This is a genomic window from Streptomyces sp. NPDC031479, from assembly GCF_055581065.1.
Window position 1 is genome coordinate 66,565 of sequence record NZ_JBVIKC010000009.1, and the last position, 23,856, is coordinate 90,420.

Sequence of the window (23,856 nt, forward strand, 5' to 3'; positions counted from 1 at the left end):
TAACCATCCGGGGTCGACACGGGTCTAATAGGGCGATGCCAGAAACGTCTTGGGGGATGTTTCACGGAGGTCTTGGGGGACGTCCCGGGCATCTGCCGGCCGGGACGCGTGCCCTCGGGAAGCCTTGAGCGGCCCTCCCGACCCGAACGGGTCCCGGCACACACCGACGCCCCGGCGCGGATCCCGTGGGGGGAATCCGCTGCCGGGGAAAAGGAAAGCGCCCCGACCGTCGACCCGTGGGGGGATCGACGGCGGGGCGCTTTTCGTACGCTCAGGCCTCGCGGGCTCGCGGTCAGCGGGCCTCGACGGGGACGAAGTCGCGCAGGACCTCGCCGGTGTAGATCTGGCGCGGGCGGCCGATGCGGGAGCCGGGCTCCTTGATCATCTCGTGCCACTGGGCGATCCAGCCGGGGAGCCGGCCGAGCGCGAAGAGCACGGTGAACATCTCGGTCGGGAAGCCCATGGCCCGGTAGATCAGACCGGTGTAGAAGTCCACGTTCGGGTAGAGGTTGCGCGCGACGAAGTACTCGTCGGCCAGCGCGTGCTCTTCCAGCTTGAGCGCGATGTCCAGCAGCTCGTCGCTCTTGCCGAGCGCCGAGAGGACGTCGTGCGCCGCCGCCTTGATGATCTTCGCCCGGGGGTCGAAGCTCTTGTAGACGCGGTGCCCGAAGCCCATCAGGCGGACGCCGTCCTCCTTGTTCTTCACCTTGCGGATGAAGGCGTCGACGTCGCCGCCGTCGTTCTTGATGCCTTCCAGCATCTCCAGGACGGACTGGTTGGCGCCACCGTGCAGCGGGCCCCACAGGGCGGAGATGCCGGCGGAGATCGAGGCGAACATGTTCGCCTGCGAGGAGCCGACCAGACGCACGGTGGAGGTCGAGCAGTTCTGCTCGTGGTCCGCGTGCAGGATCAGCAGCTTGTCGAGCGCCGAGACCACGACCGGGTCCAGGTCGTACTCCTGGGCCGGCACGGAGAAGGTCATGCGCAGGAAGTTCTCGACGTAGCCGAGGTCGTTGCGCGGGTAGACCACCGGGTGGCCGACCGACTTCTTGTACGCGTACGCGGCGATCGTCGGGAGCTTGGCCAGCAGGCGGATCGTCGAGAGGTTGCGCTGCTTCTCGTCGAACGGGTTGTGGCTGTCCTGGTAGAACGTCGACAGCGCGCTGACCACGGAGGACAGCATCGCCATCGGGTGCGCGTCGCGCGGGAAGCCGTCGTAGAACCGCTTGACGTCCTCGTGCAGCAGCGTGTGCTGGGTGATGTCGTTGCGGAACGACGCGAGCTGGTCGACGGTCGGCAGCTCACCGTTGATCAGCAGGTAGGCGACCTCGATGAAGGTCGAGCGCTCCGCCAGCTGCTCGATCGGGTAACCGCGGTAGCGCAGGATGCCCTGCTCGCCGTCGAGGTAGGTAATCGCGGACTTGTAGGCGGCGGTGTTTCCGTAGCCGCTGTCCAGCGTGACGAGCCCGGTCTGGGCCCTCAGCTTCGAGATGTCGAAGCCCTGGTCACCGACAGTGCTTTCGACCACCGGGTAGGTGTATTCACCGTCCGCGTACCGGAGTACTACAGAGTTGTCGCTCACGTCATCCCTCACCGACGTAGTGCCTCTTCTTCGAGGTGCCCTGACTGCCTCTACCTTCCCCCATTTGGCGCAGGAAAGTGCACTCGGGGTCGGCCTTTGGTCTATTTGACGGCACTGAGTGCCTTCAACCTGCTCATCCTGCCCCCTCCACACCGTGGCGGATACCCCAAATGATCGATCATCTAGGTGATGTTTCCCACCGGTATCCGACCGGACAGCCTGGCGGCGACCGCCGTGTACCTCCTGCCTGCGGAAACGGTACGCACCGCCTGCCCCAGGGCCTTGCGGGACCCGACCAGGACGACCAGTTTCTTAGCCCTGGTCACCGCCGTGTAGAGCAGATTTCGCTGGAGCATCATCCAAGCCCCGGTGGTGACCGGGATCACGACCGCCGGATATTCACTCCCCTGGGAGCGGTGGATGGTGACGGCGTACGCGTGGGCGAGCTCGTCGAGCTCGGCGAACTCGTACCCCACCTCCTCGTCCTCCTCCGTCCTGACGGTCAGCCGCTGTTCGTCGAGGTCAAGCGCGGTGACCACGCCGACGGTGCCGTTGAAGACACCGTTGGCCCCCTTCTCGTAGTTGTTGCGGATCTGGGTGACCTTGTCACCCACCCGGAAGACCCTGCCGCCGAACCGCTTCTCGGGCAGGTTCGGCCGGGCCGGGGTGATCGCCTGCTGCAGCAGGCCGTTGAGGTTCCCGGCGCCGGCCGGGCCGCGGTGCATGGGGGCCAGCACCTGGACGTCACGCCGCGGGTCCAGACCGAATCTGGCCGGAATTCGACGGGCGGCCACGTCGACGGCGAGCAGACCGGCCGCCTCGGTGTCCTCCTCGGGGAAGAGGAAGAAGTCCGGCAGCCCGTCGGTGATCGGCGGGACCCCGGTGTTGATCCGGTGCGCGTTGGTGACCACGCCCGACTGCTGGGCCTGGCGGAAAATCCTGGTCAGACGGACGGCGGGGACCGGGCCGCCCTCGGCCAGCAGGTCCCTCAGCACCTCTCCGGCCCCCACCGAGGGGAGCTGGTCCACATCGCCGACGAGCAGCAGGTGCGCGCCCGGGGCCACGGCCTTGACGAGTTTGTTCGCCAGGAGCAGATCCAGCATCGAGGCTTCGTCCACCACGACGAGATCGGCGTCCAAGGGCCGGTCCCGGTCGTACGCCGCGTCCCCGCCCGGCTTCAGCTCCAGCAGCCGGTGCACGGTGGAGGCCTCGGCCCCCGTCAGCTCCGACAGCCGCTTCGCCGCCCGGCCGGTGGGGGCGGCGAGCACCACCTTGGCCTTCTTCGCACGGGCCAGTTCCACGATCGAGCGCACCGTGAAGGACTTGCCGCAGCCCGGCCCGCCGGTGAGGACGGCGACCCGACGGGTGAGGGCGAGGCGGACCGCGTCCCGCTGCTCGGGCGCGAGGGACGCCCCGGTGCGCCCGGCCAGCCAGCCGAGCGCCTTGTCCCAGTCCACGTCCCGGAAGCCGGGCATCCGGTCCTCCTCCGCGTTCAGGAGCCGCCGGACCTGCCCGACCAGGGACAGCTCCGCGCGGTGGAAGGGCACCAGGTACACGGCGGTGAGGGGGTCCGGGCCGCCCTGGGGGTCCGGCACGGACTCCCGTACGACGCCTTCCGGATCGGCGGCGAGTTCGGCCAGGCACTCGATGACCAGGCCGGTGTCCACCTGGAGCAGCTTGACCCCGTCGGCGATCAGCCGCTCCTCGGGGAGGAAGCAGTGGCCCTGGTCGGTGGACTGGGACAGGGCGTACTGGAGGCCGGCCTTGACCCGCTCGGGGCTGTCGTGCGGGATGCCGACGGCCTGGGCGATGCGGTCGGCGGTGAGGAAGCCGATGCCCCACACGTCGGCGGCGAGCCGGTAGGGCTGGTTCTTGACCACCGAGATGGAGGCGTCACCGTACTTCTTGTAGATCCGCACGGCGATGGAGGTGGAGACGCCGACGCCCTGGAGGAAGACCATGACCTCCTTGATGGCCTTCTGCTCCTCCCAGGCGGCGCCGATCATCTTCGTCCGCTTGGGGCCGAGGCCGGGGACCTCGATCAGGCGCTTCGGCTCGGCCTCGATGACGTCGAGGGTGTCGGTGCCGAAGTGCTCCACGATCCGGTCGGCGATCTTCGGGCCGATCCCCTTGATGAGGCCGGAGCCGAGGTAGCGGCGGATGCCCTGGATGGTGGCGGGCAGCAGGGTCGAGTAGTTCTCGACGCTGAACTGCTTGCCGTACTGGGGGTGCGAGCCCCAGCGGCCCTCCATGCGCAGGGACTCGCCGGGCTGCGCGCCGAGCAGCGATCCGACGACGGTCAGCAGGTCCCCGGCGCCGCGGCCGGTGTCGACCCGGGCGACCGTGTACCCGCTCTCCTCGTTGGCGTAGGTGATGCGTTCCAGCACCCCCTCGACCACCGCCAGTTGCACCGCCCCGTTGGTTGTCATGGCACGAAACTACCGGCAGGCGCCGACAGGGGGCCGGGGCTCCTGTGGACAACGTCACCGCCCGCGTTGCCGCGGCCCGTGGCCGAGCGGACAATCGGCGGTGTGCCGGCACGTCGGGCGCGCCCGTAGGGCGCCGGGGCGGCTTCCTCCCGACAGTGCCCTCCGGCGACTGCGGAACGGAAATCCCATGATCCCCACGACACCCAGCCGACGCATGCGTCGCTTGTGGTCACTGCCGCTCGGGGCGGGAGTGCTGTGCGGTCTGGTCGCGTGGCCGTCGTGCCCGCGGCGGCGGTGCACGACGTCTACCTGCCCAACCCGCCCACCCTCCAGACCCTCCGTCTGGACGGCGCGGACGCCACCGTCACCTTCACGGACAACTCCGAGCCGGACCTCGCCTTCTTCGTCACCCTGAGGGAACAGGGCAATCCCGCCGCCGCACCCGTGAGGAGGCAGCTCCCGGGCCCCGCCGTCCCGGGTGTGGGGCGGTCGGTCATCGGGCACGTTCAACGGGTTCCAGTGCTCGGCCGTCGGCGCTTCGGGCGGAGCCACCGGTGGCTTCCGCTGCACGGGCGGCACCCTGAAGGCGGGCGAGAAGGGGCAGATCCCGCTCCTGGCGACGGTGGCCAAGAAGGGCTTCGGTGCCGTGCACGCCTCCATCAGCGTGGCCGGCGACACGAACGCCGGCAACAACTCCTCCACCTACACCGTCCAGACCAGCTGACCGCGAAAGGGGTCCGGCCTTCCGGCCGGACCCCTTCACGGTTACCCCTCCCTCGTCGGACTTCCCGATCCCCCCGGATCCCCTCCCGGAAGTCCCGACGCACCGTACGACCCCCGATCGGCCCGCAGGGTTGCACGCCGACCGCCGGATTTGCCTTTCCGTTACCAAACGCCTACCCAAGGTGCCAGCGAATCGGGACGGACGTAGCGTTTCCGGCATGAGCGAATCTTCATTCCAGGACGACGTGCTGGGCGAGCTCGGCGACGACAGGCTGACCGAGATCGCGGGACTGCTCGGCACCGACGCCGACGGCGCGCGCGCCGCGGTCGGCGAGACCGCCGGAGCCATGGCCGGAGGCCTCCGGGAGAAGGCCGCGGCCGAAGGCGAGGACGGCGAGGTGCGCCAGGCCTTCGCGGAGGTGGCCGAACCCCCGCTGCAGGGCGTGGCCACCCTCGGCGGCCTCGGCGGGCTGCTCAGCGGCGGCATGATGGCCGGAGTGCTGGCGAAGGTGAACAAGCCCGTCGCCAACGCCGTCTCGAAGAAGACCGGCATCCCGGCCGCGACCGTCAGCCGGGTCATCGAGGTGCTGATCCCGGTGGTGCTGGCCGTCTTCGCCAAGCGTGCCGCGGACGGCAAGGCGGGCGCGGGCGCCCCGACGGCGGACGGCGCCCCGGCCCCCGGCGCGGCCCCGGCGGCGGGCGCGGACGCCGGCGGGCTCGGCGACCTGCTCGGCCAGATCCTGGGCGGCGGCAAGAAGTAACCCGTACGGCACGGCGCGTGGCGCGGACCGGGACGTGCGGGCCGTCCCCCCGGTCCGCACCGCGCGCCGTCCGCCGGTCCGGGCCGCGCGCTATCCTCGGGCGCCATGAAGCCCCCTGCGCTCCCTGAGGACAGCCCCGGCCGGCCGGTGCGGCTGCGGGACCCCGAGCCCGGCGACCTGGGCTGGATCGTGCAGCGCCACGGCGCGCTCTACGCGGCCGAGTACGGCTGGAACCAGGAGTTCGAGGGCCTGGTCGCCCGGATCGTCGCGGACTTCGCCGGCGACCACGACCCCCACCTGGAGCGGGTCTGGATCGCCGAACACGAGGGCCGCCCGGTCGGTTCGGTGATGTGCGTGCGCGAGGAGGGCGCCCCCGGCACCGCCCGGCTGCGGCTGCTGCTGGTGGACCCCGCCGCGCGCGGGCTGGGGGTGGGCGCCCGGCTCGTGGACGCCGTCGTCGCCTTCGCCCGTTCGGTGGGCTACCGCGAGCTGGTGCTGTGGACCAACGACGTGCTGGTCTCGGCCCGTTCCCTCTATCTGCGGGCCGGGTTCACCCTGGTCGCGGAGCGCGCGCACCGCTCGTACGGGGCCGACCTCACGGGGCAGGACTGGCGGCTGTCGCTGCGGGAGGACGCCCCGCGCTGACGGCGGCCCGCCGGCCGGCCCGCGCGGGGGTCAGGGAGGTCAGCCCGACGCCGCCGACCAGCAGCACCGCCGCCAGCCAACGCGTCCCCGAGATCCCCTCACCGAGCACCAGCGCGGCCGAGGACATCCCGAAGACCGGCACGAGCAGGGAGAACGGCGCCACGGAGGAGGCCGGGTAGCGACGCAGCAGGTAGCCCCAGGCGCCGAAGCCGAAGACGGTGGACACCCAGGCGACGTAGCCGATGACGGCGACCCCCGACCAGTCCAGGGCGCGCAGCGCGGCCAGGTCCCGGTCGGGCCCCTCCAGCAGCAGCGAGAGGGCGAACAGCGGGATCACGGGGACGGTGCACACCCACACCATGAAGTTCAGGGCGTCCGGCGGGGCGGCCTTGCGGGTGAGCACGTTGGACACGCCCCAGCAGGCGGCGGCCGCGACGACCAGGACGAAGCCGGTGACCGGCCCCGAGACGCCCCGGTCGACGGCGGCGACCCCGATGCCGGCCAGGGCCACGGCCATGCCCAGCACCCGCACCGGGCCGGGCCGTTCGCGCAGCACGACGGCGGCGAGGACGGCGGTGAAGACGGCCTGGATCTGCAGGACCAGGGAGGACAGCCCGGCCGGCATCCCGGCGGCCATGCCGGTGAACAGCAGCCCGAACTTGGCGATGCCGAGGGCGGCGCCCACCCCGAGGATCCACTTCCAGGCGACCTTGGGGCGCCCGACGAAGAACACGGCGGGCAGCGCGGCGACCAGGAAGCGCAGCGCGGACAGCAGCAGCGGCGGGAAATGGCCGAGGCCGATCTCGATGACGACGAAGTTGAACCCCCAGACGGCGGCGACGAGTACGGCGAGTGCGGTGTGTACGGGACGCATTCCCCGAGCATCGGCGACCCCGACCATGTAGCACCAGCGCGGATTTCTTCCCCGTTGGATGAAGCGATGCTTACGATTGGCGCATGCTCGACCTCTCCCGGCTGCGCGCCCTGCACGCCGTCTCCGTCCACGGCTCGGTCGCGGGCGCGGCGGCCGCCCTCGGCTACACCCCTTCCGCGGTCTCCCAGCAGATCGCGAAGCTGGAGCGGGAGACCCGCACCACGCTGCTGGAACGGCGCGGCCGCGGGGTCGCCCTCACCGAGGAGGCCCGGCACCTGGCCGACACGGCCCGGGAGCTGCTGGCCATCGTGGAGCGGGCGGAGACCACCCTGGAGGAGCGGCGCGGACGGCCGAGCGGTCTGCTGACGGTGGCCGCGTTCGCCTCGGCGGCGCGCGGCCTGCTTCCGGGGGTGCTGGCCGACCTGGCCCACCGGCATCCCGCGCTGGACGTACGCCTCACGGAGGTGGACCCGCACCTCTCGGTGGACCTGGTGGCCCGCGGGGTCACCGACCTGGCGGTGGCGCACGACTGGGACATCGCCCCGCTGCCGGCCCCCGAGGGGGTGGAGCAGGCGGTGATCGGGGACGACCGGTGCGACCTGGTGGTGCCGGCCGGGCACCCCTTCACCACCCGCGGGGCGGTGCGGCGGGCGGACCTCGCGGGGCAGCGGTGGGTGTGCCAGCCGCCCGGACGGGTCTGCCACGACTGGCTGGTGCGGACCCTGCGCACGGCCGGGCTGGAGCCGGACATCGCGCACGTGGCCGAGGAGAACCACACGATCGTGGCGCTGGTCGCCGCCGGGCTGGGCATCGCCGTCGTGCCGCGGCTGGGGACGGGCGCGCTGCCGCCGGGCGCGGTGGCGGTGGCACTGGAGCCGGGCCCCGTACGCCGGTTGTACGCCCTGTGGCGGACGGGGGCGGCCCGCCGGCCGGCGATCACCGAGGCCGTGCGCGCCCTCCAGGAGCACTGGCCCGCCGCGGCCCCCCTTCCGGGGGACCTCCCGAGTGTCCCCCGGGCGGACGGTGCGGCCCGCCAGTAGGGTCCGGCGGGTGCCGTACCAAGCCTCCCGCCGGGCCCTGCTCGCCGCCGCCGCCATGGCCGCCGTCACGGCCGCCGGGACCTCCTCCGCCGCCGTGGGCTCCCGCGCCACCGCACCGGACGACTCCCGCTCCCCGCAGGAGCCGTTGGGCCGCCACCCGGACCGGTCCCGGCTGCGCGCTGCGGTCTCCCGGATGAGCCTGCCCGAGCTGGTGGGGCAGCTGTTCGTGTCCCGGGCCTACGGGCACTCCGCGACCGATCCCGACGCGGCGGACGCCGAGCTGAACCTGGCCCAGTTCGGGGTCCGCACGGCCGCCGAGGTGGTCACCCGCTACCGCCTGGGCGGGGTCGTCTACTTCGGCTGGGCCCACAACACCCGGACCCCGCACCAGATCGCCGGGCTGTCCGACGGTCTCCAGCGGGCGGCGGCCGGCTCGGGCGCCGGGATCCCGCTGCTGCTCTCCACCGACCAGGAACACGGGGCCGTAGCCCGGATCGGCCGGCCGGCCACCCTGCTGCCGGGGGCGATGGCGCTGGGCGCGGGCGGGTCCACGGCCGACGCCCGCCGGGCGGCGCGCGTGGCGGGGGCCGAGCTGGCGGCGCTGGGCGTCCGGCAGGACTACGCCCCGGTGTCGGACGTGAACGTGAACCCGGCCAATCCGGTGATCGGCGTACGGTCCTTCGGCGCGGACCCCCGGGCGGTGGCGGCCCTGGCCGCGGCCCAGGTGCGCGGCTACCAGGGGGCCGGGGTGGCCGCGACGGCGAAGCACTTCCCGGGGCACGGGGACACGGAGACCGACAGCCACGTCGGGCTGCCGGTGATGCGGCACACCCGCGCGCAGTGGGAGGAGCTGGACGAGCCGCCGTTCCGGGCGGTGGTGGAGGCGGGCGTGGACGTCGTGATGACGGCGCACATCGTCTTCCCCGCGCTCGATCCCTCGGGGGATCCGGCGACCCTCTCACGGCCGATCGTCACCGGCATCCTGCGCGAACGCCTCGGCTTCCGGGGGGTGGTGGTGACCGACGCCCTCGACATGGCGGGGGTCCGCCAGAAGTACGGGGACGACCGGGTCCCGGTGCTGGCCCTGAAGGCGGGCTGCGACCAGCTGCTGAACGCCCCGGACCTCGCCCTCGCGCAGCGCAGCGTGCGGGCGGCGGTGGAGTCGGGCGAGCTGACGCGGGAGCGGATCGGCGAGTCGGTGCTGCGGATCCTGGAACTCAAGGCCCGCCGCGGCCTGTTCGAGGACCCCTACACCTCGGCGGCCCGGGTGGACGCGGTGGTCGGCACGGGCGGGCACCTGGCGGCGGCGGACGAGATCGCGGCGGCCACGACCACCCTGCTGGCCAATCCGCGGGGCCTGCTGCCGCTGGACGCGGCGGCCGGGCCGAAGCTGCTGGTCACCGGGACCGACCCGGTCTCCCCCACGGGTACCACCGGCCCGCCCACGACGGTCCTGGCGCGGGAGCTGACGGCGCTGGGCTGCCGGGCGACGGCGCTCGCGCCCGCCGGGGCGCCGGCGGCGGCCCCTGGCCACGCGGCGGTGCTGGTGTGCACGTACAACGTCCCGGAGGGCGAGAGTCCGCAGCGCGCGCTGGTGGCGGACCTGGTCGCGACGGGCGTCCCGGTGGTGCTGGTGGCGATCCGCAACCCGCACGACCCGGCGCGGCTGCCGGAGTGCGCGGCCGAGCTGGCGACGTACTGCTGGACGGACGTGGAGATGCGGGCGGCGGCCCGGGTACTGACGGGTGCGAGGCGGCCCGCCGGCCGCCTCCCGGTCCCCGTACCGGGCCGCTACCCCCTGGGCCACGGGCTGTCGTACCCGCCCGTGGCCCGGTAGCCGTACTCCCTGAAACGACCGGGGACTACGGCCGCAGCTGCGGCTCGTGCCTGAGGTCGACCTGGTCGAGCACCGGGTCCGGCGCGGCCAGCGGCGCGGGGGCCTGGGCCCGGCCGGACAGGGTCTGGGCGGGGGCGACCCCGGCCCACTGGAGGATCTTCGCGGTCGCGAGGGCCTTCTCGCCCTCCTGGAGCTTGGCGACGTTGGCCCCGTGGTTGGCGCCCGGCGCGATCATCACGTAGCTGTCGCGCACGGTGTACCCGAGGTGGAAGGGCTCGGCGCCCCACGGGTCGTTCTGCCCGTAGACGAAGAGCATCTGGTTCGCGTTGTTGCGGACCCAGTTGTCCACGTCCGCCATGACGCCCGGCTGGAAGGTCATCGGGATGTCGCGGGGCACGAAGGTGCGCGGCGGCTGGTAGCCGTAGCGGCTCAGGCCCTTGAGGTGGGGCTGCTTGATGTCGGGCGAACCGAGCTGCGTACCGGCCTGGTAGTAGTACGGCGTGTAGGTCTCCAGGCCCTGGTCGGCGTAGGCCGAGAAGCCGGAGATGGTGTCCACCGTGTCCCAGATCTCCTGGTCGCTCGCGGTGGCGGCGGTCGGGATGGCCGCGCAGTCGGAGAGCAGGCTGTACTGCCAGAAGGCCCAGGTGTAGTCGAGGACGACGGCCTCGAAGGCCCTGTCGAGGCTGCCGACCGTGGTGAAGGTCCAGCCGTTCGCGGCGGCGGCGGCCGTGTACTTGGCCTCCAGCGGCTCGCGGCGGACCAGGGCCTCGCGCTGCACGTTGTTCAGCTTGTCGCGGCACTCCTTGGTGCCGACCTTGGTGAAGAACCGGTCGTAGGCCGAGTCCTCCTTGTTGACGACGTCGTTGGGGGCGACGTACGCGACGACGCCGTCCATGTCACGCGGGTAGTAGCGCTCGTAGTACGTCGCCGTCATACCGCCCTTGCTGCCGCCCGTGGCCAGCCAGTTCTTGGGGTAGATCTTCTTCAGCGCGGTGAAGATGCGGTGCTGGTCGCTGGCGGCCTGCCAGATGTCCAGGTTCCCCCAGTTGGCCGGGTCGGGCCGGGAGGGGGTGAAGAATCGATACTCCAGGGAGATCTGGTTGCCGTCGACGATGGTCGTCGGCTCACTGCGGCGCGGGCTGGTGTTGACGTTGTAGCCCGAGGTGAAGAACACCGTGGGCCGCGAGACGTCCTTGTGCAGCAGGGTCAGGCGCTGCTTGAAGGTGCCCTTCCACGGCTGCCGGTGGTCGACCGGCTGCTCGTAGTTCAGTACGAAGAAGCGGTACCCCGGGTACGGCTTCTCCTCGATCAGGCTCATCCCCGGAATGCTGAGGATCTGGTCCTTGATGTCCGTGGCGGCGGCAGGCCCCGCGGCGGTGGCCGCTTGTGCCGTGGCGCCGGCCGCGCCCATGGTGCCGATCAGCACCACGAGCGACAGCAGCCATCCGAGCGTCTTGCGCATTCACCCTCCCCTTGAGTTCACTGTGGTCGCCGTGAACCTAGCGGGGGCAACACGCCCATGAACAGTCCCAGTTGGGTCGCGAGCTCAGCACAGGATCCAGCCGGAATCGACGGATCCGGCCGCCACTCCGCCCTTTACATACACACATCGGTTGATCGCCCCCACGCTGACGGGGCCCGCGTACCGGGTGAATTGCCCCGCATCGCCCACCGGGACGCCACCACGTGGCTGAATACTGACCCACATGTGACGGCGCTCCCCGGCCCGCAGGGCCACCGTCACCGCGCACACCCGGTCCCGGCTCTTGTACACGCGCACCTCACCGGTGGCGAAGGGCAGCGCCTCGACCAGCTCGCCCGGGCACCCGCCGGTCGCGGCCTGCGCCGGAGCGGCCGCGAACACCGCCCCCACGACGAGCCAGAGCGCCGCCCCGAACGCCCCCAGGGACACGGCCCTCCCCCGGCCACGCCCCTCCCTGCCCCGCACCTCGCGCACCTTCTGCCCCTGACGCAGCACCCTTGAGCCCCCGATCGGCCGTACGCAACACGTACGCACGTACGACGCGCAGGCGCGGCGGAAGGTTGCGCACGGCGACCGGACCCGGGCCCGCGCCCACGGGCCCGGCCCTACCCCGTAAGAGTGCATCCCCGACTTCCCGGCGGGAGAGCGGGAGTTCGCGACCGACGGACAGATTACGCTAGGTGGCCGAGTGACCGCTCAGCGTATCCGTGGTAGCCGTGAAGGGCATCTGACATGACGAACGATCTGCTCGACCGCAAGCTGGAGCGCGCGTTCGCGCACCTGGACGCGGACTCCAACGGCGTGATCGACGAGCAGGACATGATCGCGCTCGGGTCCCGCCTGCTCTCGGCGCTGTCGGAGCCGGCCACCTCCCCCAAGGCGGCCGACGTGTTCCGCGGCCTCACGGACTTCTGGGTGGACCTGTTCAACGAGCTGGGCGTCGGCGAGGACCAGAAGCTCACGCCCGAGCAGTACCGGGACGGCATGACCCGCCTGTACAAGGACGGCGGCCCCGCGTACGAGAAGTCCTTCCGGCCGATGATGAAGGCGATCCTCACGGTCGTCGACACCAACGGCGACGGGCACATCAGCCCCGAGGAGTTCCACACGGCGCAGCTGGCCTTCGACACCAAGCTGGAGCCCGCCGACGCGGACGTCCTCTTCGCGAAGATCGACAAGAACCACGACGGCTACCTGTCGCTGGACGAACTCCTCGACGCCGTACGCGAGTACTACACCGGGGACGACGAGGACGCCCCCGGCAACCTGCTCTTCGGCGAACTCTGACCGGACGCGCTCACGCGGCCGCCGCGGGCTCGTCCTCCCCGGCGAAGGTCCGCCACAGCTCGGCGTAGCGGCCGCCACGCGCCAGCAGTTCGAGGTGGCTGCCGTCCTCGACGACCCGGCCGCGGTCCATGACCACCACCCGGTCGGCGCGGGCGGCGGTGGTCAGCCGGTGCGCGACGACCAGGGTGGTGCGCTTGCCCGCGAGCCGGTCGGTGGCCTGGTTGACCTGCGCCTCGGTGGCCAGGTCCAGGGCGGCGGTGGCCTCGTCGAGGAGCAGCACGTCCGGGTCGACGAGCTCGGCGCGGGCCAGCGCGATCAGCTGGCGCTGGCCCGCCGAGAGGTTGCGGCCGCGCTCGGCGACGGCGTGCAGGTAGCCGCCGTCGAGGGTGGCGATCATGTCGTGGGCGCCGACCGCCCGGGCGGCGGCCTCCACTTCGGCGTCGCTCGCGCCGGTCCGCCCGTAGGCGATGGCGTCGCGGACCGTACCCGGGAAGAGGTAGGGCTCCTGGGGGACCACGCCGAGGCGGTGGCGGTACGCCGTCAGGTCCAGCTCCCGCAGGTCGGCGCCGTCGGCGGTGACCCGGCCGGAGGTCGGGTCGTAGAACCGGGCGACCATCTTGACCAGCGTGGACTTTCCGGCCCCGGTCTCGCCGACGAAGGCGACGGTCTGTCCGGCGGGTATCCGCAGGCTGATCCCGGCCAGCGCCTCGCCCGTCTCCCCGCGCTCCTCGGCGGTGCCGTAGCGGAAGCGCACGTCCTCGAAGGCGATCTCGCCGCGCAGCTTCGGCACGTCGACGGGGGCGGCGGGACGCGGGGTGGTGGTGGGCTCGCGCAGCAGCTCCTGGATCCGGCCGAGGGAGACGGTTGCCTGCTGGTACCCGTCGAAGACCTGGGAGAGCTGCTGGACCGGGGCGAAGAAGAGGTCGATGTACAGCAGGTACGCGACCAGCGCGCCGGTGGTGAGGGTGGCCGCCCCCACCCGGCCCGCGCCGACGATCAGCACGGCCGCGGCCGCGCCGGAGGACAGCAGCTGCACGAAGGGGAAGTAGACGGATATCAGCCACTGGCCGCGCACCCGGGCCTGGCGGTAGGAGTCGCTGCGCTCGGCGAAGCGGGCGGCGCCGGTGGACTGGCGGCGGAAGGCCTGCACGAGGCGGAGCCCGGCCACGGACTCCTGGAGGTCGGCGTTGACCACGCTGACCCGGTCGCGGGCGAGCTCGTAGGCGGCGACCGACTTGCGGCGGAAGACGACCGTGGCGAGGACCAGCACGGGCAGGGTGGCGAAGACGATCAGCGCGAGCTCGACGTCGAGGACGAGCAGGGCGACGAGGATCCCGAAGAAGGTGAGGACGGAGACCACGGCGGTGACGAGCCCGGTCTGCAGGAAGCTGGACAGGGAGTCCACGTCGGTGGTCATCCTGGTCATGATCTTGCCCGTGAGCTCGCGCTCGTAGTAGTCCAGACCGAGGCGCTGGAGCTGGGCGAAGATCTTGACGCGCAGGGCGTACAGGACGCGCTCGCCGGTGCGGCCCGTCATCCGGGTCTCGGCGAACTGGGCGGCCCACTGGCCGAGGACCAGCAGGAGGGCGAGGCCGGATGCCGCCCAGACGGCTCCGAGCGCGGCCTGCTCGACGCCCTGGTCGATGCCGTGCCGGATCAGGACGGGCAGCAGCAGTCCGGAGCCGGCGTCGAGGGTGACCAGGCCCAGGCTGATGGCGAGCGGCGCCCAGAAGCCGCGCAGCAGGCGGCGCAGGCCGTAGCTGTCCTCGGCGGCGGCGGCCCGGTCCTCGTCCACCGCCGGTTCGTCGGCGGCGGGCGGCAGGGCCGCCACCTGGGCGAGGAGTTCGGGGGTGGCGGGCATGCCGGGGGCCGCGGGGGTGGTGGCGGACCTGCCGCTCTCCTCGCGCCGCCACAGCTCGGGGGTGACCCCGTCCGCGACCCGGCGCTTGGCGTTGACCGGCTCGGAGTCGATCTCCGCTTCGAGTTCCAGGTCCCGCTCGATGTCCCGCTCGAACTCGGCCATCGCCGGCGCGTCGGGGGTGCGCGGGGAGGCGGCGCCGAGGGCGTCGGGGTCGGTCAGCAGCCTGCGGTACAGGTCGCAGCGGCGCTCCAGCTCCTCGTGGGTGCCGATGTCGGCGAGCCGCCCGTGGTCGAGTACGGCGATCCGGTCGGCCAGCGCGAGGGTGGAGCGGCGGTGGGCGATGAGGAGGGTGGTGCGGCCCGCCATGACGGCCCGGAGCGCCTCGTGGATCTCGTGCTCGACGCGGGCGTCGACGGCGGAGGTGGCGTCGTCGAGGAGGAGCAGCCGGGGGTCGGTGAGGATGGCGCGGGCGAGCGCGATGCGCTGGCGCTGGCCGCCGGAGAGGGTGAGGCCCTGTTCGCCGACGCGGGTGTCGAACCCGGCGGCGAGGGCCTCGACGAAGCCCTCGGCCTGGGCGGCGCGGGCGGCGGCACGGACCTCCTCGTCGGAGGCGTCGGGGCGGCCGAAGGCGATGTTGGCGCGGATGGTGTCGGAGAAGAGGAAGGAGTCCTCGGGCACCAGGCCGATGGCGGCGCGCAGGGAGTCGTAGGTCAGCTCGCGGACGTCGTGGCCGCCGACGCGGACGGCGCCGTGGTCGGCGTCGTAGAAGCGGGGCAGGAGCAGGGCCACGGTCGACTTGCCGCTGCCGGAGGAGCCCACGACGGCGACGGTCTCGCCCTCGGCGATGGTGAGCGAGAACCCGTCGAGGACGGGCCGCTCGGGGTCGTAGCCGAAGCGGACGTCGTCGAACTCGACGGTGGCCGGGGCGTCGGCGGGCAGCTCGCGGGTGCCCTCGCGGATCACGGGCTCGGTGTCGATGAGCTCGAAGACCCGCTCGGCGCCGGCGCGGGCCTGCTGGGCGACGGTGAGGATCATGGCGAGCATGCGGACGGGGCCGACGAGCTGGGCGAGGTAGGTGGAGAAGGCGACGAAGGTGCCGAGGGTGACCTGTCCCCGGGTGGCCATCCAGCCGCCGAGGGCCAGCATCGCGACCTGCCCGAGGGCGGGAACGGCCTGGAGGGCGGGGGTGTAGCGGGAGTTGAGCCGGATGGCGCGCATCCGGCCGCCGAACAGCCTGCGGCCGGCCTCGCGGAGCTTGCCGGTCTCCTGCTCCTCCTGCCCGAAGCCCTTGACGACGCGGACGCCGGTCACGGCGCCGTCGACGACGGTGGCCACGGCGGCGGCCTGTGCCTGGGCGTACCAGGTGGCGGGGAAGAGCTTCTTGCGGCTGCGCTTGGCGATGAACCAGAGCGCGGGGGCCATCAGCAGGGCGACCAGGGTCAGCAGCGGGGACAGCCAGAGCATGACGCCGAGGGATATCCCGAAGAGGAGGAAGTTCCCGATGGTCATGGGGAGCATGAACAGCAGGCCCTGGATCAGCTGGAGGTCGCTGGTGGCCCGGCCGACGACCTGTCCGGTGGACAGCTCGTCCTGACGCCGCCCGTCGAGGCGGGCGATCGTGTCGTACATGTCGGTGCGCAGGTCGTGCTGGACGTCGAGGGCGAGGCGGCCGCCGTAGTACCTGCGTATGTAGGTCATGACGTACACGAGCAGGGCGGCGCCTATGAACAGGCCGGCCCAGGGGGCCATGTCCTCGGTCTTGTTCCCGACGACGTCGTCGATGATCACGCGGGTGACGAGCGGTACGAGGGCCATGACGGCCATGCCGGCCAGCGAGGACCCCAGCGCGAGCAGCACGTTGCGCCTGTACCGCCAGGTGTAGGCGGTCAGCCGCCTGCCCCAGCCCTGTTTCCCGCCGGCCGCCGTCACGTGATACCTCCCCGTAGGTCCTGTCCTGCCGCCACCCCAACGCTCCGACCGGCGGATTTCATCCCGCCGCAACAATCGCACGGCCGTACGGGGGCGGCGCGCGAGCTTGATCCGACCGGGTGTCGAGCGGGGCTCGGGGCAGCCCGGCGCGTCAGCGACCACCCACCCGGCGGGTGGGCTGCCCGGTGCTGCGCGCGATCGTCTCGAAATCGCGGTCGTGGTGCAGCAGGGTGAGACCCGTGAGTTCGGCGGTGGCCGCCGCGAGCAGGTCGACCGCGCCCGCGCTGCGGTGCCCACCCCGGTCGGTGAGCAGCCGCTGCACGGCACGGGCGCGCACGTGGACGGTGTCGGGCATGGGCCGTCGATCAGGAAGGTCACATGACTCTTCGGCGGTATGCGCCCTTGTCCAGGAGGACGTCGAAGTCCCCCCTCGCGCCCATGTCCGCGAGCCGGTCGAGCGCGGCGAGCCGCTTGTGCCTGCGCGCGACTTCCTGGAGCGCCGCGTTGACGGTGTCCTTCTTGGAATTGGTGCCCAGTACGGCCGCCGCATATCGAGCATAGGGGTCACCGGAGCGGGGCAAAGGACCTCAGAGGTGGGTCGGGGCGAACATCTTCAGGGTGGCCGGGAGGACGACCACCGACGGGCCCGGGGTCTTGAGGGCCTGGGTGAGGTCCGCCCGGAGGGCTTCCGGGGTGGTGACCGTCGCCGGGACGCCGAAGGAGGCGGCCAGGGCGGCGAAGTCGGGACGGGTGAGGTCGGTGCCGGTGGCGCAGCCGTACTCGCGCAGGATGCCGTATCCGCCGTCGTCGACGATCAGCCAGGTGACGTCGAGGTCGTGCTGGCGGGCGGTGGCCAGGTCGGCGATCGAGTACATGGCGCCGCCGTCGCCCGACACCGCGAGGACCGGGGTGCCCGGCTCCGCGACGGCCGCTCCGAGGGCCGCCGGGAAGGCGTAGCCGAGGCCTCCGGCGCCCTGGGCGGAGTGCATGGTGTTCGGGTGCCCGGGGTCGAAGGCGGACCAGGCCCAGTAGGACAGGATCGTCATGTCCCAGAAGGACGGGGATCGGGGCGGGAGGGCCGCGCGGACCGAGGTCAGGATCTCCTGCTCCAGGGTGAGGTCCTGGGCGGCGAGGCGGTCCGAGACCGCGGCGAGCAGGGACGCGACCCGCTCCGGGGCGCCCGGGTCCTCCCGGGGGGTCACCGTTTCCAGGAGGGCCTGGAGGGCGAGGCGGGCGTCGGCGTGGATACCGAGGGCGGGGTGGTTGGACTCCAGCTTGCCGAGGTCGGCCTCGATCTGGACGACCCGGCCCGTGGGGAAGAACGTGTGGTAGTTCGAGGAGAGTTCCCCGAGGCCGGAGCCGACGACCAGGACGACGTCCGCGTCCTCCAGGAAGTCCGTGGTGTGGCGGTCCTCCAGCCAGGACCGGAGGGACAGCGGGTGCGTCCAGGGGAAGGCGCCCTTGCCGCCGAAGGTGGTGACGACCGGGGCATTGAGCAGTTCCGCGAGCTGCCTGAGCTTGCCCGCCGCGTCCGCGCGGATCACTCCGCCGCCCGCGATGACCACCGGGCGGGAGGCGTGGGAGAGCCAGTGCGCGGCGAGGGCCGTGAGCTCGGGGCGCGGGGGCAGTTCGTGCGGGGTCGCGTCCATGCCCGTGACCTGCGGGATGACCGTTTCCGCGCGGAGCACGTCCTCCGGGATCTCCACCCACACCGGGCCGAACGGGACCGTGAGGGCCGATTCCCAGGCCGCCGCGATGACGGACGGGATCTGGGACGGGGTCCGGGCGGTGTGGACGGACTTGACCACGTCCCGGAAGGAGGCGGACTGGTCGCGCAGCTCGTGCAGGTGGCCCCGCCGGCCTCCGCCCAGGCCCGGGGACGGGACCTGGGAGGAGATCGCGAGGACGGGGGCGGAGGCCGCCGCCGCCTCGGCGAGGGCCGGCAGGGACATCAGGGCGCCCGGCCCCGTGGAGAGGAGCAGCGGAACGGCCTCGCCGGTGAGGCGGCCGTAGCCGTCGGCGGCGAAGCCCGCGTTGTTCTCCGTACGCAGGCCCACGAGACGCAGGTCGGAGCGGCCGACCGCGTCGAAGAGGGCGAGCGCGTGCTGGCCGGGGAGGCCGAAGACGGTGGTGGCGCCGAGTCCGCGCAGCGTTTCCACGACCAGGTCCCCGCCCGTGCGGCCCGGTGGCGGCGCGAGTGCGGCCGCCGTCTGGGCCTCGGTGGGGCGGAGTACCAGGTCGTGGTCGTGCGTCACGGTGCTTCTTCGCCCTTCGCCGTTCGCCGCCGCGTCGTGCTCAGCGACCCTGCCGGGCGGCAGCGATCTGACGGCTCATGATCGTGGTGAGCTCGTACGCGGTGTGCGAGGCCGCGACCGAGGTGATCTCCGCGTGATCGTACGCCGGGGCGACCTCCACGACGTCGGCGGAAACGAGGTTGCAGGAGGACAGACCCCGGATGATCTCCAGGAGCTCGCGGGAGGTCATGCCGCCCGCCTCGGGGGTGCCGGTGCCGGGCGCGTGCGCCGGGTCGAGCACGTCGATGTCGATGGAGATGTAGAGGGGACGGTCGCCGATGCGCTGGCGCAGCTGGTCGGCAACCTCGTCGGCGCCGCGGCGGTAGACGTCCGCCGAGGTGACGATGCCGAAGCCCATCTTGGCGTCGTCGTCCAGGTCCTGCTTGCCGTACAGCGGGCCGCGGGTGCCGACGTGGGACAGCGCCTCGGTGTCGAGGATGCCCTCCTCGACGGCGCGGCGGAACGGGGTGCCGTGCGTGTACTCGGCGCCGAAGTAGGTGTCCCAGGTGTCCAGGTGGGCGTCGAAGTGGAGCAGGGCGACCGGGCCGTGCTTCTTCGCGACGGAGCGCAGCAGCGGGAGGGCGATGGTGTGGTCGCCGCCGAGGGTCATCAGGCGGGAGCCGTTGCCGAGGAGCTCGTCGGCGGCGGCCTCGACCGTCTCGACGGCCTCGTTGATGTTGAAGGGGTTCACCGCGATGTCACCGGCGTCCGCGACCTGCGCGAGGGCGAAGGGGGAGGCGTCCTGGGCCGGGTTGTACGGGCGCAGGAGGCGGGAGGCCTCGCGGATGGCGTTGCCGCCGAAGCGGGCGCCGGGGCGGTAGGAGACACCGGAGTCGAAGGGCACGCCGACGACGGCGACGTCGGCGGAGCCGACCTCGTCGAGGCGGGGCAGCCGGGCGAAGGTCGCCGGGCCCGCGTAGCGCGGGATGCGGGAGGAGTCGACGGGGCCGCGCGGCTGCGTGCTCATGGGGGGTGCCCTTCTGGTGGTCCTACGGGTGCGGTCCTTCGAGCGTAAGCGGGCGCCGATGGGGCGCGAAGTGTACGTTTCATCCACTGTTCGGCACCGATATGTACGGAGTAGCCATGGAGGCCCCGCTCACCCCGCCGGTTCCGCTGGCCGCCCTGACCGCCGACCGGGAGCTGGGGCTGCGGCTCCTCGCGGGGCCCGCCGACGCTGACGTGTACGGGGTGCACGCCTCGGAGATGGCCGACCCGTCGCCCTACCTGCTGGGCGGCGAGCTCCTCCTGACGGCCGGGGCGGGGCTCGCGGGCGCGGCGGGCGCGGGCGCGGCTCCGGCGGGCGCGGCTCCGGCGGGCGCGGCTCCCGCGGATCCCGCGGAGTACGTGGCGCGGCTGGTCCGGGCCGGCGTGGGCGCGGTCGGGTTCGGGGTCACCCCGGTACACGAGACGGTGCCGCCGGCCCTCGCCGAGGCCTGCGAGCGGTACGGACTGCCGCTGGTGGAGGTCCCGCCGGGCACCCCCTTCACGGCGGTCGGCCGGGCGGTCTGGCGGCTGATGGCCGAGGCCCGGACCCGGGAACTGCGCCGGGTGACCGACGCGCAGCAGTCCCTGGCGTCGGCCGCCGCCCGCCCCCACCCGGTGGCGGCGGTCCTGTCCCGCCTGGCGGCCAGCCTGAACGGCTGGGCGGCACTGCTGACCCCGCCGCCGGGAGCGGGAACGGCGCCGGCGGAGTCCGCCCCCGCGGGCGGACCGCCCGTCCCCGGTGGGGCGGCCGGCGGCGGGTTCCGGCCGTACGGGGCGACGGTGGACGCCGGGGTGCCGCCGCGGGAGGACGTGCTCGGGGCGCTCGGCGCGCTGGCCGCACGGGTGGCGGCCGGGGGCGTCGCGACGGCCACCGACACCCTCGGCGGCACGCACCTGGCGGCGTACGCCGTGGGCGGCGGCCGGGCGCTCGCCCTCACCACCCCGTCCCGCGCCCCCGGGGACCACACCATCGCCTCGGTGGCCGCCGTGCTGCTGACCCTGCTCACCGCGGGCCGCCCGGCGGGGGACGAGGCCGCTTCCCTGACCCGGCTCCTGCTGGACGGCGATCCGGCCGGGGCGCTCTCGCCCGGGCCCTGGTACGCCGTGCACGCCCGGGGCGGCGGGGACCCGCGGGCGCTGGCCGCCGCGCTGGGCACCGTACTGCTGGACCCGCGCGGGGACGGCGTACGGCTGCTGACCGACCGGGAGCCCGCCCCCCAGCCCGGCTGGCGGCTCGGGGTGAGCGCCCCCGCCGCGCCCGCCGGGCTGGGCACGGCCGGGGCCCAGGCGCGCCGGGCACTGCAGCGCGCGGAGGCGGCCCGGACCCCGCTGGCCCGGCACGCCGAGCCGGGTCTCGCGGGTCTGGTCGGCGAGGCCGAGGCGCGGGCGCACGCCGAGGCCCTGCTCGGCCCCCTCTCCCCCGCCCTGCGGGACACCCTCCGGGGCTGGCTCGCGCACCACGGCAGCTGGGACCGCACCGCGGCCGCCCTAGGCGTCCACCGCAACACCGTCCGCCAGCGCATCGCCCGCGCCGCCGGGCTGCTGGGCGTCGACCCGGACGACCCCGACACCCGGATGGAGCTGTGGTTCGCCCTGCGCTGGGAACCCGGGCCGAAGACCCATGCCGAACCCCCGGCCGGACCCCCGCCCGGCGGGGACGGCTGACCGCAGGGCCGCCGCCCCACCGCGCCCTACGATGTCCGGCATGCACGACATGTTCCGCATGTTCCGCATGTCCGGACCGGTGCGCGGCAGCGGCCGCGGCAACGGCCGCGCCTCCGGCGGGCGCCTCGCGTCGGCGGCCCGGCTGCTCGTGTGTGCCGCCCTGCCCTGGTACGCGTGCGTGTGGCTCGGCACGAGCACGGCCCCGGTGGCGGCCGCGCTGCCCGCCGTCCTGATCCTGCGCGGGGACGTGTTCGCGGCGCCCCGGCTGGCCCTGGAGCGCCTGGCCGGGGTGGCCGTCGGGGTACTGCTGAGCGTGGCGGTCCTGCACTGGCTGCCCACGGGCCCGCTGTCGTTCCCGGTCCTCCTGGTGTGCGCCTGCGCCGGGACGTACCTGCTGCGCCACGGGGGCTCCCCCAACCAGCAGGTGCTCATCACCGCCCTGGTGATCTACTCCACGCCGGTGCCCGGGTACCCCCTGGCCCGGCTGATGGAGAGCGCGATCGGCATCGCCGTCGTGGCGCTCCTCGGCCCGCTGCTCTGGCCGCCGGACCCGTACCGGGAGACGGCGCGCGGCCTGGAGGAGTACCGCACCGGCCTCGCCGACCGCCTCGCGCGGACCGCCGCCCGCGCCTCCGCCCCCGCTCCGGCCGGCGCCCCCTCCCCCGCCCCCGTGGCCGCCTTCGCCCTGTGGCACCGCCCGTACGAACTGTCCGCCGCGCTGGAGCACGGGACCGGGCGGCTGTTGCTGCTGCCGCCGCGACGGGATGCGGCCGACGAGGCGGGCCCGCTGTGGCCGCGCCTGCGGCTGGCGGCGCGGACTGCCCCGGCCCTGCAGTTCCTCACGCGGGAGGTGGAGACCCGGCCCGCCGCCGACGACGCGTCGGCGCGCGCCATGGCCCCGCTGATCGAGGCGACCGGCCGGGCGCTGGACGAGGCCCTGCGGGGCGGTCCCTGCGCGGACCGGCTGCGCCTGGCCCGGGAGCTCGAAGCCGCGCACCGGGCCGCTCACCCCGGCGCGCGTGACGCCGTGCTGCGCGCCGGGATCCACCTCACCCAGCAGGTGCTGGCCGAGCACCTCGGCCCCGCCGCGGACTGAGCGCGCCGGTCCGGCCCGCCCAGCGCGCCCTGTGCACGGCAGCGTGCTGCTCCTCACTCTGGACAGGGAGAACAACCCGCCGGTAACTTAATCTGAGCAAGCGCTTAGGCATTTCACCATTCGAGCAACCACGACGGCGCACGACCACCCCCGCGAGAGCGGGCGGCGGTTCAGCCGCAGAGAGGGGCCGGCTGTGCGCCGTACCGTTTTCGACGAGGACCACGAGGCGTTCCGCGAGACCATCCGCGCCTTCATCGAGGCCGAGGTCGTCCCCGTCTACGACGAGTGGTTCCAGGCCGGCCAGGCCCCGCGCGACTTCTACTACAAGCTCGGCGAGCTGGGCGTCTTCGGGATCAACGTCCCCGAGGAGTTCGGCGGCGCGGGCCTGGACACCCACAAGTTCGAGGCCGTCCTGTACGAGGAGACCTCGCGCGCCGGCGTGAACTTCGGCGGCTCCGGCGTGCACGTGCTGCTCGCCCTGCCCTACATCAAGATGCTCGCCACCGACGAGCAGAAGAAGCGCTACCTGCCGAAGTTCGTCTCCGGCGAGGAGATGTGGGCCCTCGCGATGACCGAGCCGGGCACCGGCTCCGACGTCGCGGGCATGAAGACCACCGCCAAGCTCTCCGAGGACGGCACGCACTACGTCCTCAACGGCTCCAAGACCTTCATCACCGGTGGCGTCCACGCCGACCGCGTGATCGTCTGCGCCCGCACCTCCGCCCCGGGCGAGCAGGACCGCCGCTTCGGCATCTCCCTCTTCGCCGTGGACACCAAGTCCGAGGGCTACTCCATCGGCCGCAAGCTGGACAAGCTGGGCCTGCGCACCTCCGACACCGCCGAGCTGGCGTTCGTCGACGTGAAGGTGCCGGTCGAGGACCTGCTCGGCGAGGAGAACAAGGGCTTCTACTACCTGGGCGCGAACCTTCCCTCCGAGCGCTGGGGCATCGCCTTCGGCGCGTACGCGCAGGCCAAGGCCGCCGTCCGGTTCGCCCAGCAGTACGTGACCGACCGCACGGTCTTCGGCAAGCCGGTCGCGCACTTCCAGAACACCAAGTTCGAACTGGCCTCCTGCCAGGCCGAGGTGGACGCCGCCGAGGCGGTCGCCGACCGCGCCCTGGAGGCCCTGGACGCCGGCGAGCTGACCGCCGCCGAGGCCGCCTCCGCGAAGCTGTTCTGCACCGAGGTCGCGCACCGCGTCATCGACAAGTGCCTCCAGCTGCACGGCGGCTACGGCTACATGAACGAGTACCCGATCGCCCGTCTGTACGCCGACAACCGCGTGAACCGCATCTACGGCGGCACCAGCGAGGTCATGAAGTCGATCATCGCCAAGTCGATGGGTCTGTAAGGGTCCTACCCTTCC

The 23,856-nt window shown here is 73.1% G+C and carries 17 protein-coding genes and 2 pseudogenes; 9 read left to right on the forward strand and 10 right to left on the reverse strand.

Annotated features, from left to right (window positions below; translation table 11 throughout):
* Positions 1-292: 292 nt before the first annotated feature.
* Complete coding sequence (locus tag ACZ5D2_RS12915) at positions 293-1,582, reverse strand: citrate synthase (protein ID WP_266839123.1); 1,290 nt, start codon at positions 1,580-1,582, stop codon at positions 293-295.
* Between the two features lie 182 nt (positions 1,583-1,764).
* Entirely contained in the window at positions 1,765-4,011 is a 2,247-nt protein-coding gene (recD2, locus tag ACZ5D2_RS12920) for an SF1B family DNA helicase RecD2 (RefSeq protein ID WP_371678467.1), read from the reverse strand.
* 478 nt (positions 4,012-4,489) lie between these two features.
* Here recD2 and ACZ5D2_RS12925 point away from each other — a divergent pair, with 478 nt between their 5' ends.
* From ACZ5D2_RS12925 to ACZ5D2_RS12935, 3 genes and pseudogenes are all read left to right on the forward strand, one after another.
* Complete coding sequence (locus ACZ5D2_RS12925) at positions 4,490-4,735, forward strand: hypothetical protein (RefSeq protein WP_468928970.1); 246 nt, start codon at positions 4,490-4,492, stop codon at positions 4,733-4,735.
* Positions 4,736-4,952: 217 nt separating this feature from the next.
* Complete coding sequence (locus ACZ5D2_RS12930) at positions 4,953-5,495, forward strand: DUF937 domain-containing protein (protein WP_468928972.1); 543 nt, start codon at positions 4,953-4,955, stop codon at positions 5,493-5,495.
* 132 nt (positions 5,496-5,627) lie between these two features.
* Positions 5,628-6,140 (forward strand): annotated as a pseudogene (locus ACZ5D2_RS12935) (GNAT family N-acetyltransferase); the annotation flags it as partial.
* Here ACZ5D2_RS12935 and ACZ5D2_RS12940 read toward each other — a convergent pair.
* On the reverse strand, positions 6,091-7,014 hold the full coding sequence (locus tag ACZ5D2_RS12940; protein ID WP_371678464.1) for an EamA family transporter: 924 nt from the start codon (positions 7,012-7,014) through the stop codon (positions 6,091-6,093). The pseudogene ACZ5D2_RS12935 and the gene ACZ5D2_RS12940 overlap by 50 nt on opposite strands.
* A gap of 83 nt (positions 7,015-7,097) precedes the next feature.
* Here ACZ5D2_RS12940 and ACZ5D2_RS12945 point away from each other — a divergent pair, with 83 nt between their 5' ends.
* Together ACZ5D2_RS12945 and ACZ5D2_RS12950 are read left to right on the forward strand one after the other, a co-directional pair.
* Entirely contained in the window at positions 7,098-8,054 is a 957-nt protein-coding gene (locus tag ACZ5D2_RS12945) for a LysR family transcriptional regulator (RefSeq protein WP_371678463.1), read from the forward strand.
* 55 nt (positions 8,055-8,109) lie between these two features.
* A complete protein-coding gene (locus ACZ5D2_RS12950; protein WP_468929076.1) occupies positions 8,110-9,891 on the forward strand; it encodes a glycoside hydrolase family 3 protein in 1,782 nt (593 codons plus the stop codon).
* Positions 9,892-9,916: 25 nt separating this feature from the next.
* Here ACZ5D2_RS12950 and ACZ5D2_RS12955 read toward each other — a convergent pair whose 3' ends face one another.
* Together ACZ5D2_RS12955 and ACZ5D2_RS12960 are read right to left on the reverse strand one after the other, a co-directional pair.
* A complete protein-coding gene (locus ACZ5D2_RS12955; RefSeq protein WP_468928975.1) occupies positions 9,917-11,353 on the reverse strand; it encodes an aminopeptidase in 1,437 nt (478 codons plus the stop codon).
* A gap of 84 nt (positions 11,354-11,437) precedes the next feature.
* Entirely contained in the window at positions 11,438-11,803 is a 366-nt protein-coding gene (locus tag ACZ5D2_RS12960) for a hypothetical protein (protein WP_371678461.1), read from the reverse strand.
* Positions 11,804-12,106: 303 nt separating this feature from the next.
* Here ACZ5D2_RS12960 and ACZ5D2_RS12965 point away from each other — a divergent pair, with 303 nt between their 5' ends.
* Positions 12,107-12,661 carry an EF-hand domain-containing protein gene (locus ACZ5D2_RS12965; RefSeq protein ID WP_371678460.1) on the forward strand — a complete coding sequence of 185 codons (555 nt, stop codon included), beginning with the start codon at positions 12,107-12,109 and terminating at the stop codon, positions 12,659-12,661.
* Between the two features lie 10 nt (positions 12,662-12,671).
* On the opposite strand, the gene ACZ5D2_RS12970 is transcribed toward ACZ5D2_RS12965, so the two are convergent.
* From ACZ5D2_RS12970 to speB, 5 genes and pseudogenes are all read right to left on the reverse strand, one after another.
* The gene (locus ACZ5D2_RS12970) at positions 12,672-16,451 is read right to left on the reverse strand and encodes an ABC transporter ATP-binding protein (protein WP_371678459.1); all 3,780 of its coding nucleotides are present in this window, start codon (positions 16,449-16,451) and stop codon (positions 12,672-12,674) included.
* A 151-nt stretch (positions 16,452-16,602) separates the two neighbouring features.
* Positions 16,603-16,809: pseudogene (locus ACZ5D2_RS12975) on the reverse strand (PIN domain-containing protein); the annotation flags it as partial.
* Positions 16,810-16,825: 16 nt separating this feature from the next.
* A complete protein-coding gene (locus ACZ5D2_RS12980) occupies positions 16,826-17,032 on the reverse strand; it encodes a type II toxin-antitoxin system VapB family antitoxin (protein ID WP_468928978.1) in 207 nt (68 codons plus the stop codon).
* Between the two features lie 6 nt (positions 17,033-17,038).
* On the reverse strand, positions 17,039-18,706 hold the full coding sequence (locus tag ACZ5D2_RS12985; protein ID WP_371678458.1) for a thiamine pyrophosphate-binding protein: 1,668 nt from the start codon (positions 18,704-18,706) through the stop codon (positions 17,039-17,041).
* Between the two features lie 40 nt (positions 18,707-18,746).
* Positions 18,747-19,712 (reverse strand): agmatinase, encoded by a 966-nt coding sequence (speB, locus tag ACZ5D2_RS12990; RefSeq protein ID WP_266839139.1) that lies wholly within the window; start codon positions 19,710-19,712, stop codon positions 18,747-18,749.
* Positions 19,713-19,828: 116 nt separating this feature from the next.
* On the opposite strand from speB, the gene ACZ5D2_RS12995 reads away from it, so the two are divergent.
* From ACZ5D2_RS12995 to ACZ5D2_RS13005, 3 genes are all read left to right on the forward strand, one after another.
* Positions 19,829-21,394: a PucR family transcriptional regulator gene (locus tag ACZ5D2_RS12995; protein WP_468928980.1), complete on the forward strand. Its 1,566-nt coding sequence runs from the start codon at positions 19,829-19,831 to the stop codon at positions 21,392-21,394.
* Between the two features lie 40 nt (positions 21,395-21,434).
* Positions 21,435-22,490, forward strand: a complete 1,056-nt coding sequence (locus ACZ5D2_RS13000) for an FUSC family protein (RefSeq protein ID WP_468928982.1) — start codon at positions 21,435-21,437, stop codon at positions 22,488-22,490.
* Positions 22,491-22,683: 193 nt separating this feature from the next.
* A complete protein-coding gene (locus ACZ5D2_RS13005; RefSeq protein WP_030229495.1) occupies positions 22,684-23,841 on the forward strand; it encodes an acyl-CoA dehydrogenase family protein in 1,158 nt (385 codons plus the stop codon).
* Positions 23,842-23,856 lie beyond the last annotated feature (15 nt).

Coding starts and splice junctions, on each gene's coding strand:
- ACZ5D2_RS12995 (WP_468928980.1), top strand. CDS start 19,829: ATGGAGGCCCCGCTCACCCCGCCGGTTCCGCTGGCCGCCCTGACCGCC.
- ACZ5D2_RS12965 (WP_371678460.1), top strand. CDS start 12,107: ATGACGAACGATCTGCTCGACCGCAAGCTGGAGCGCGCGTTCGCGCAC.
- ACZ5D2_RS12945 (WP_371678463.1), top strand. CDS start 7,098: ATGCTCGACCTCTCCCGGCTGCGCGCCCTGCACGCCGTCTCCGTCCAC.
- ACZ5D2_RS12950 (WP_468929076.1), top strand. CDS start 8,110: ATGGCCGCCGTCACGGCCGCCGGGACCTCCTCCGCCGCCGTGGGCTCC.
- ACZ5D2_RS12930 (WP_468928972.1), top strand. CDS start 4,953: ATGAGCGAATCTTCATTCCAGGACGACGTGCTGGGCGAGCTCGGCGAC.
- speB (WP_266839139.1), bottom strand. CDS start 19,712: ATGAGCACGCAGCCGCGCGGCCCCGTCGACTCCTCCCGCATCCCGCGC.
- ACZ5D2_RS12940 (WP_371678464.1), bottom strand. CDS start 7,014: ATGCGTCCCGTACACACCGCACTCGCCGTACTCGTCGCCGCCGTCTGG.
- ACZ5D2_RS12955 (WP_468928975.1), bottom strand. CDS start 11,353: ATGCGCAAGACGCTCGGATGGCTGCTGTCGCTCGTGGTGCTGATCGGC.
- ACZ5D2_RS13000 (WP_468928982.1), top strand. CDS start 21,435: ATGCACGACATGTTCCGCATGTTCCGCATGTCCGGACCGGTGCGCGGC.
- recD2 (WP_371678467.1), bottom strand. CDS start 4,011: ATGACAACCAACGGGGCGGTGCAACTGGCGGTGGTCGAGGGGGTGCTG.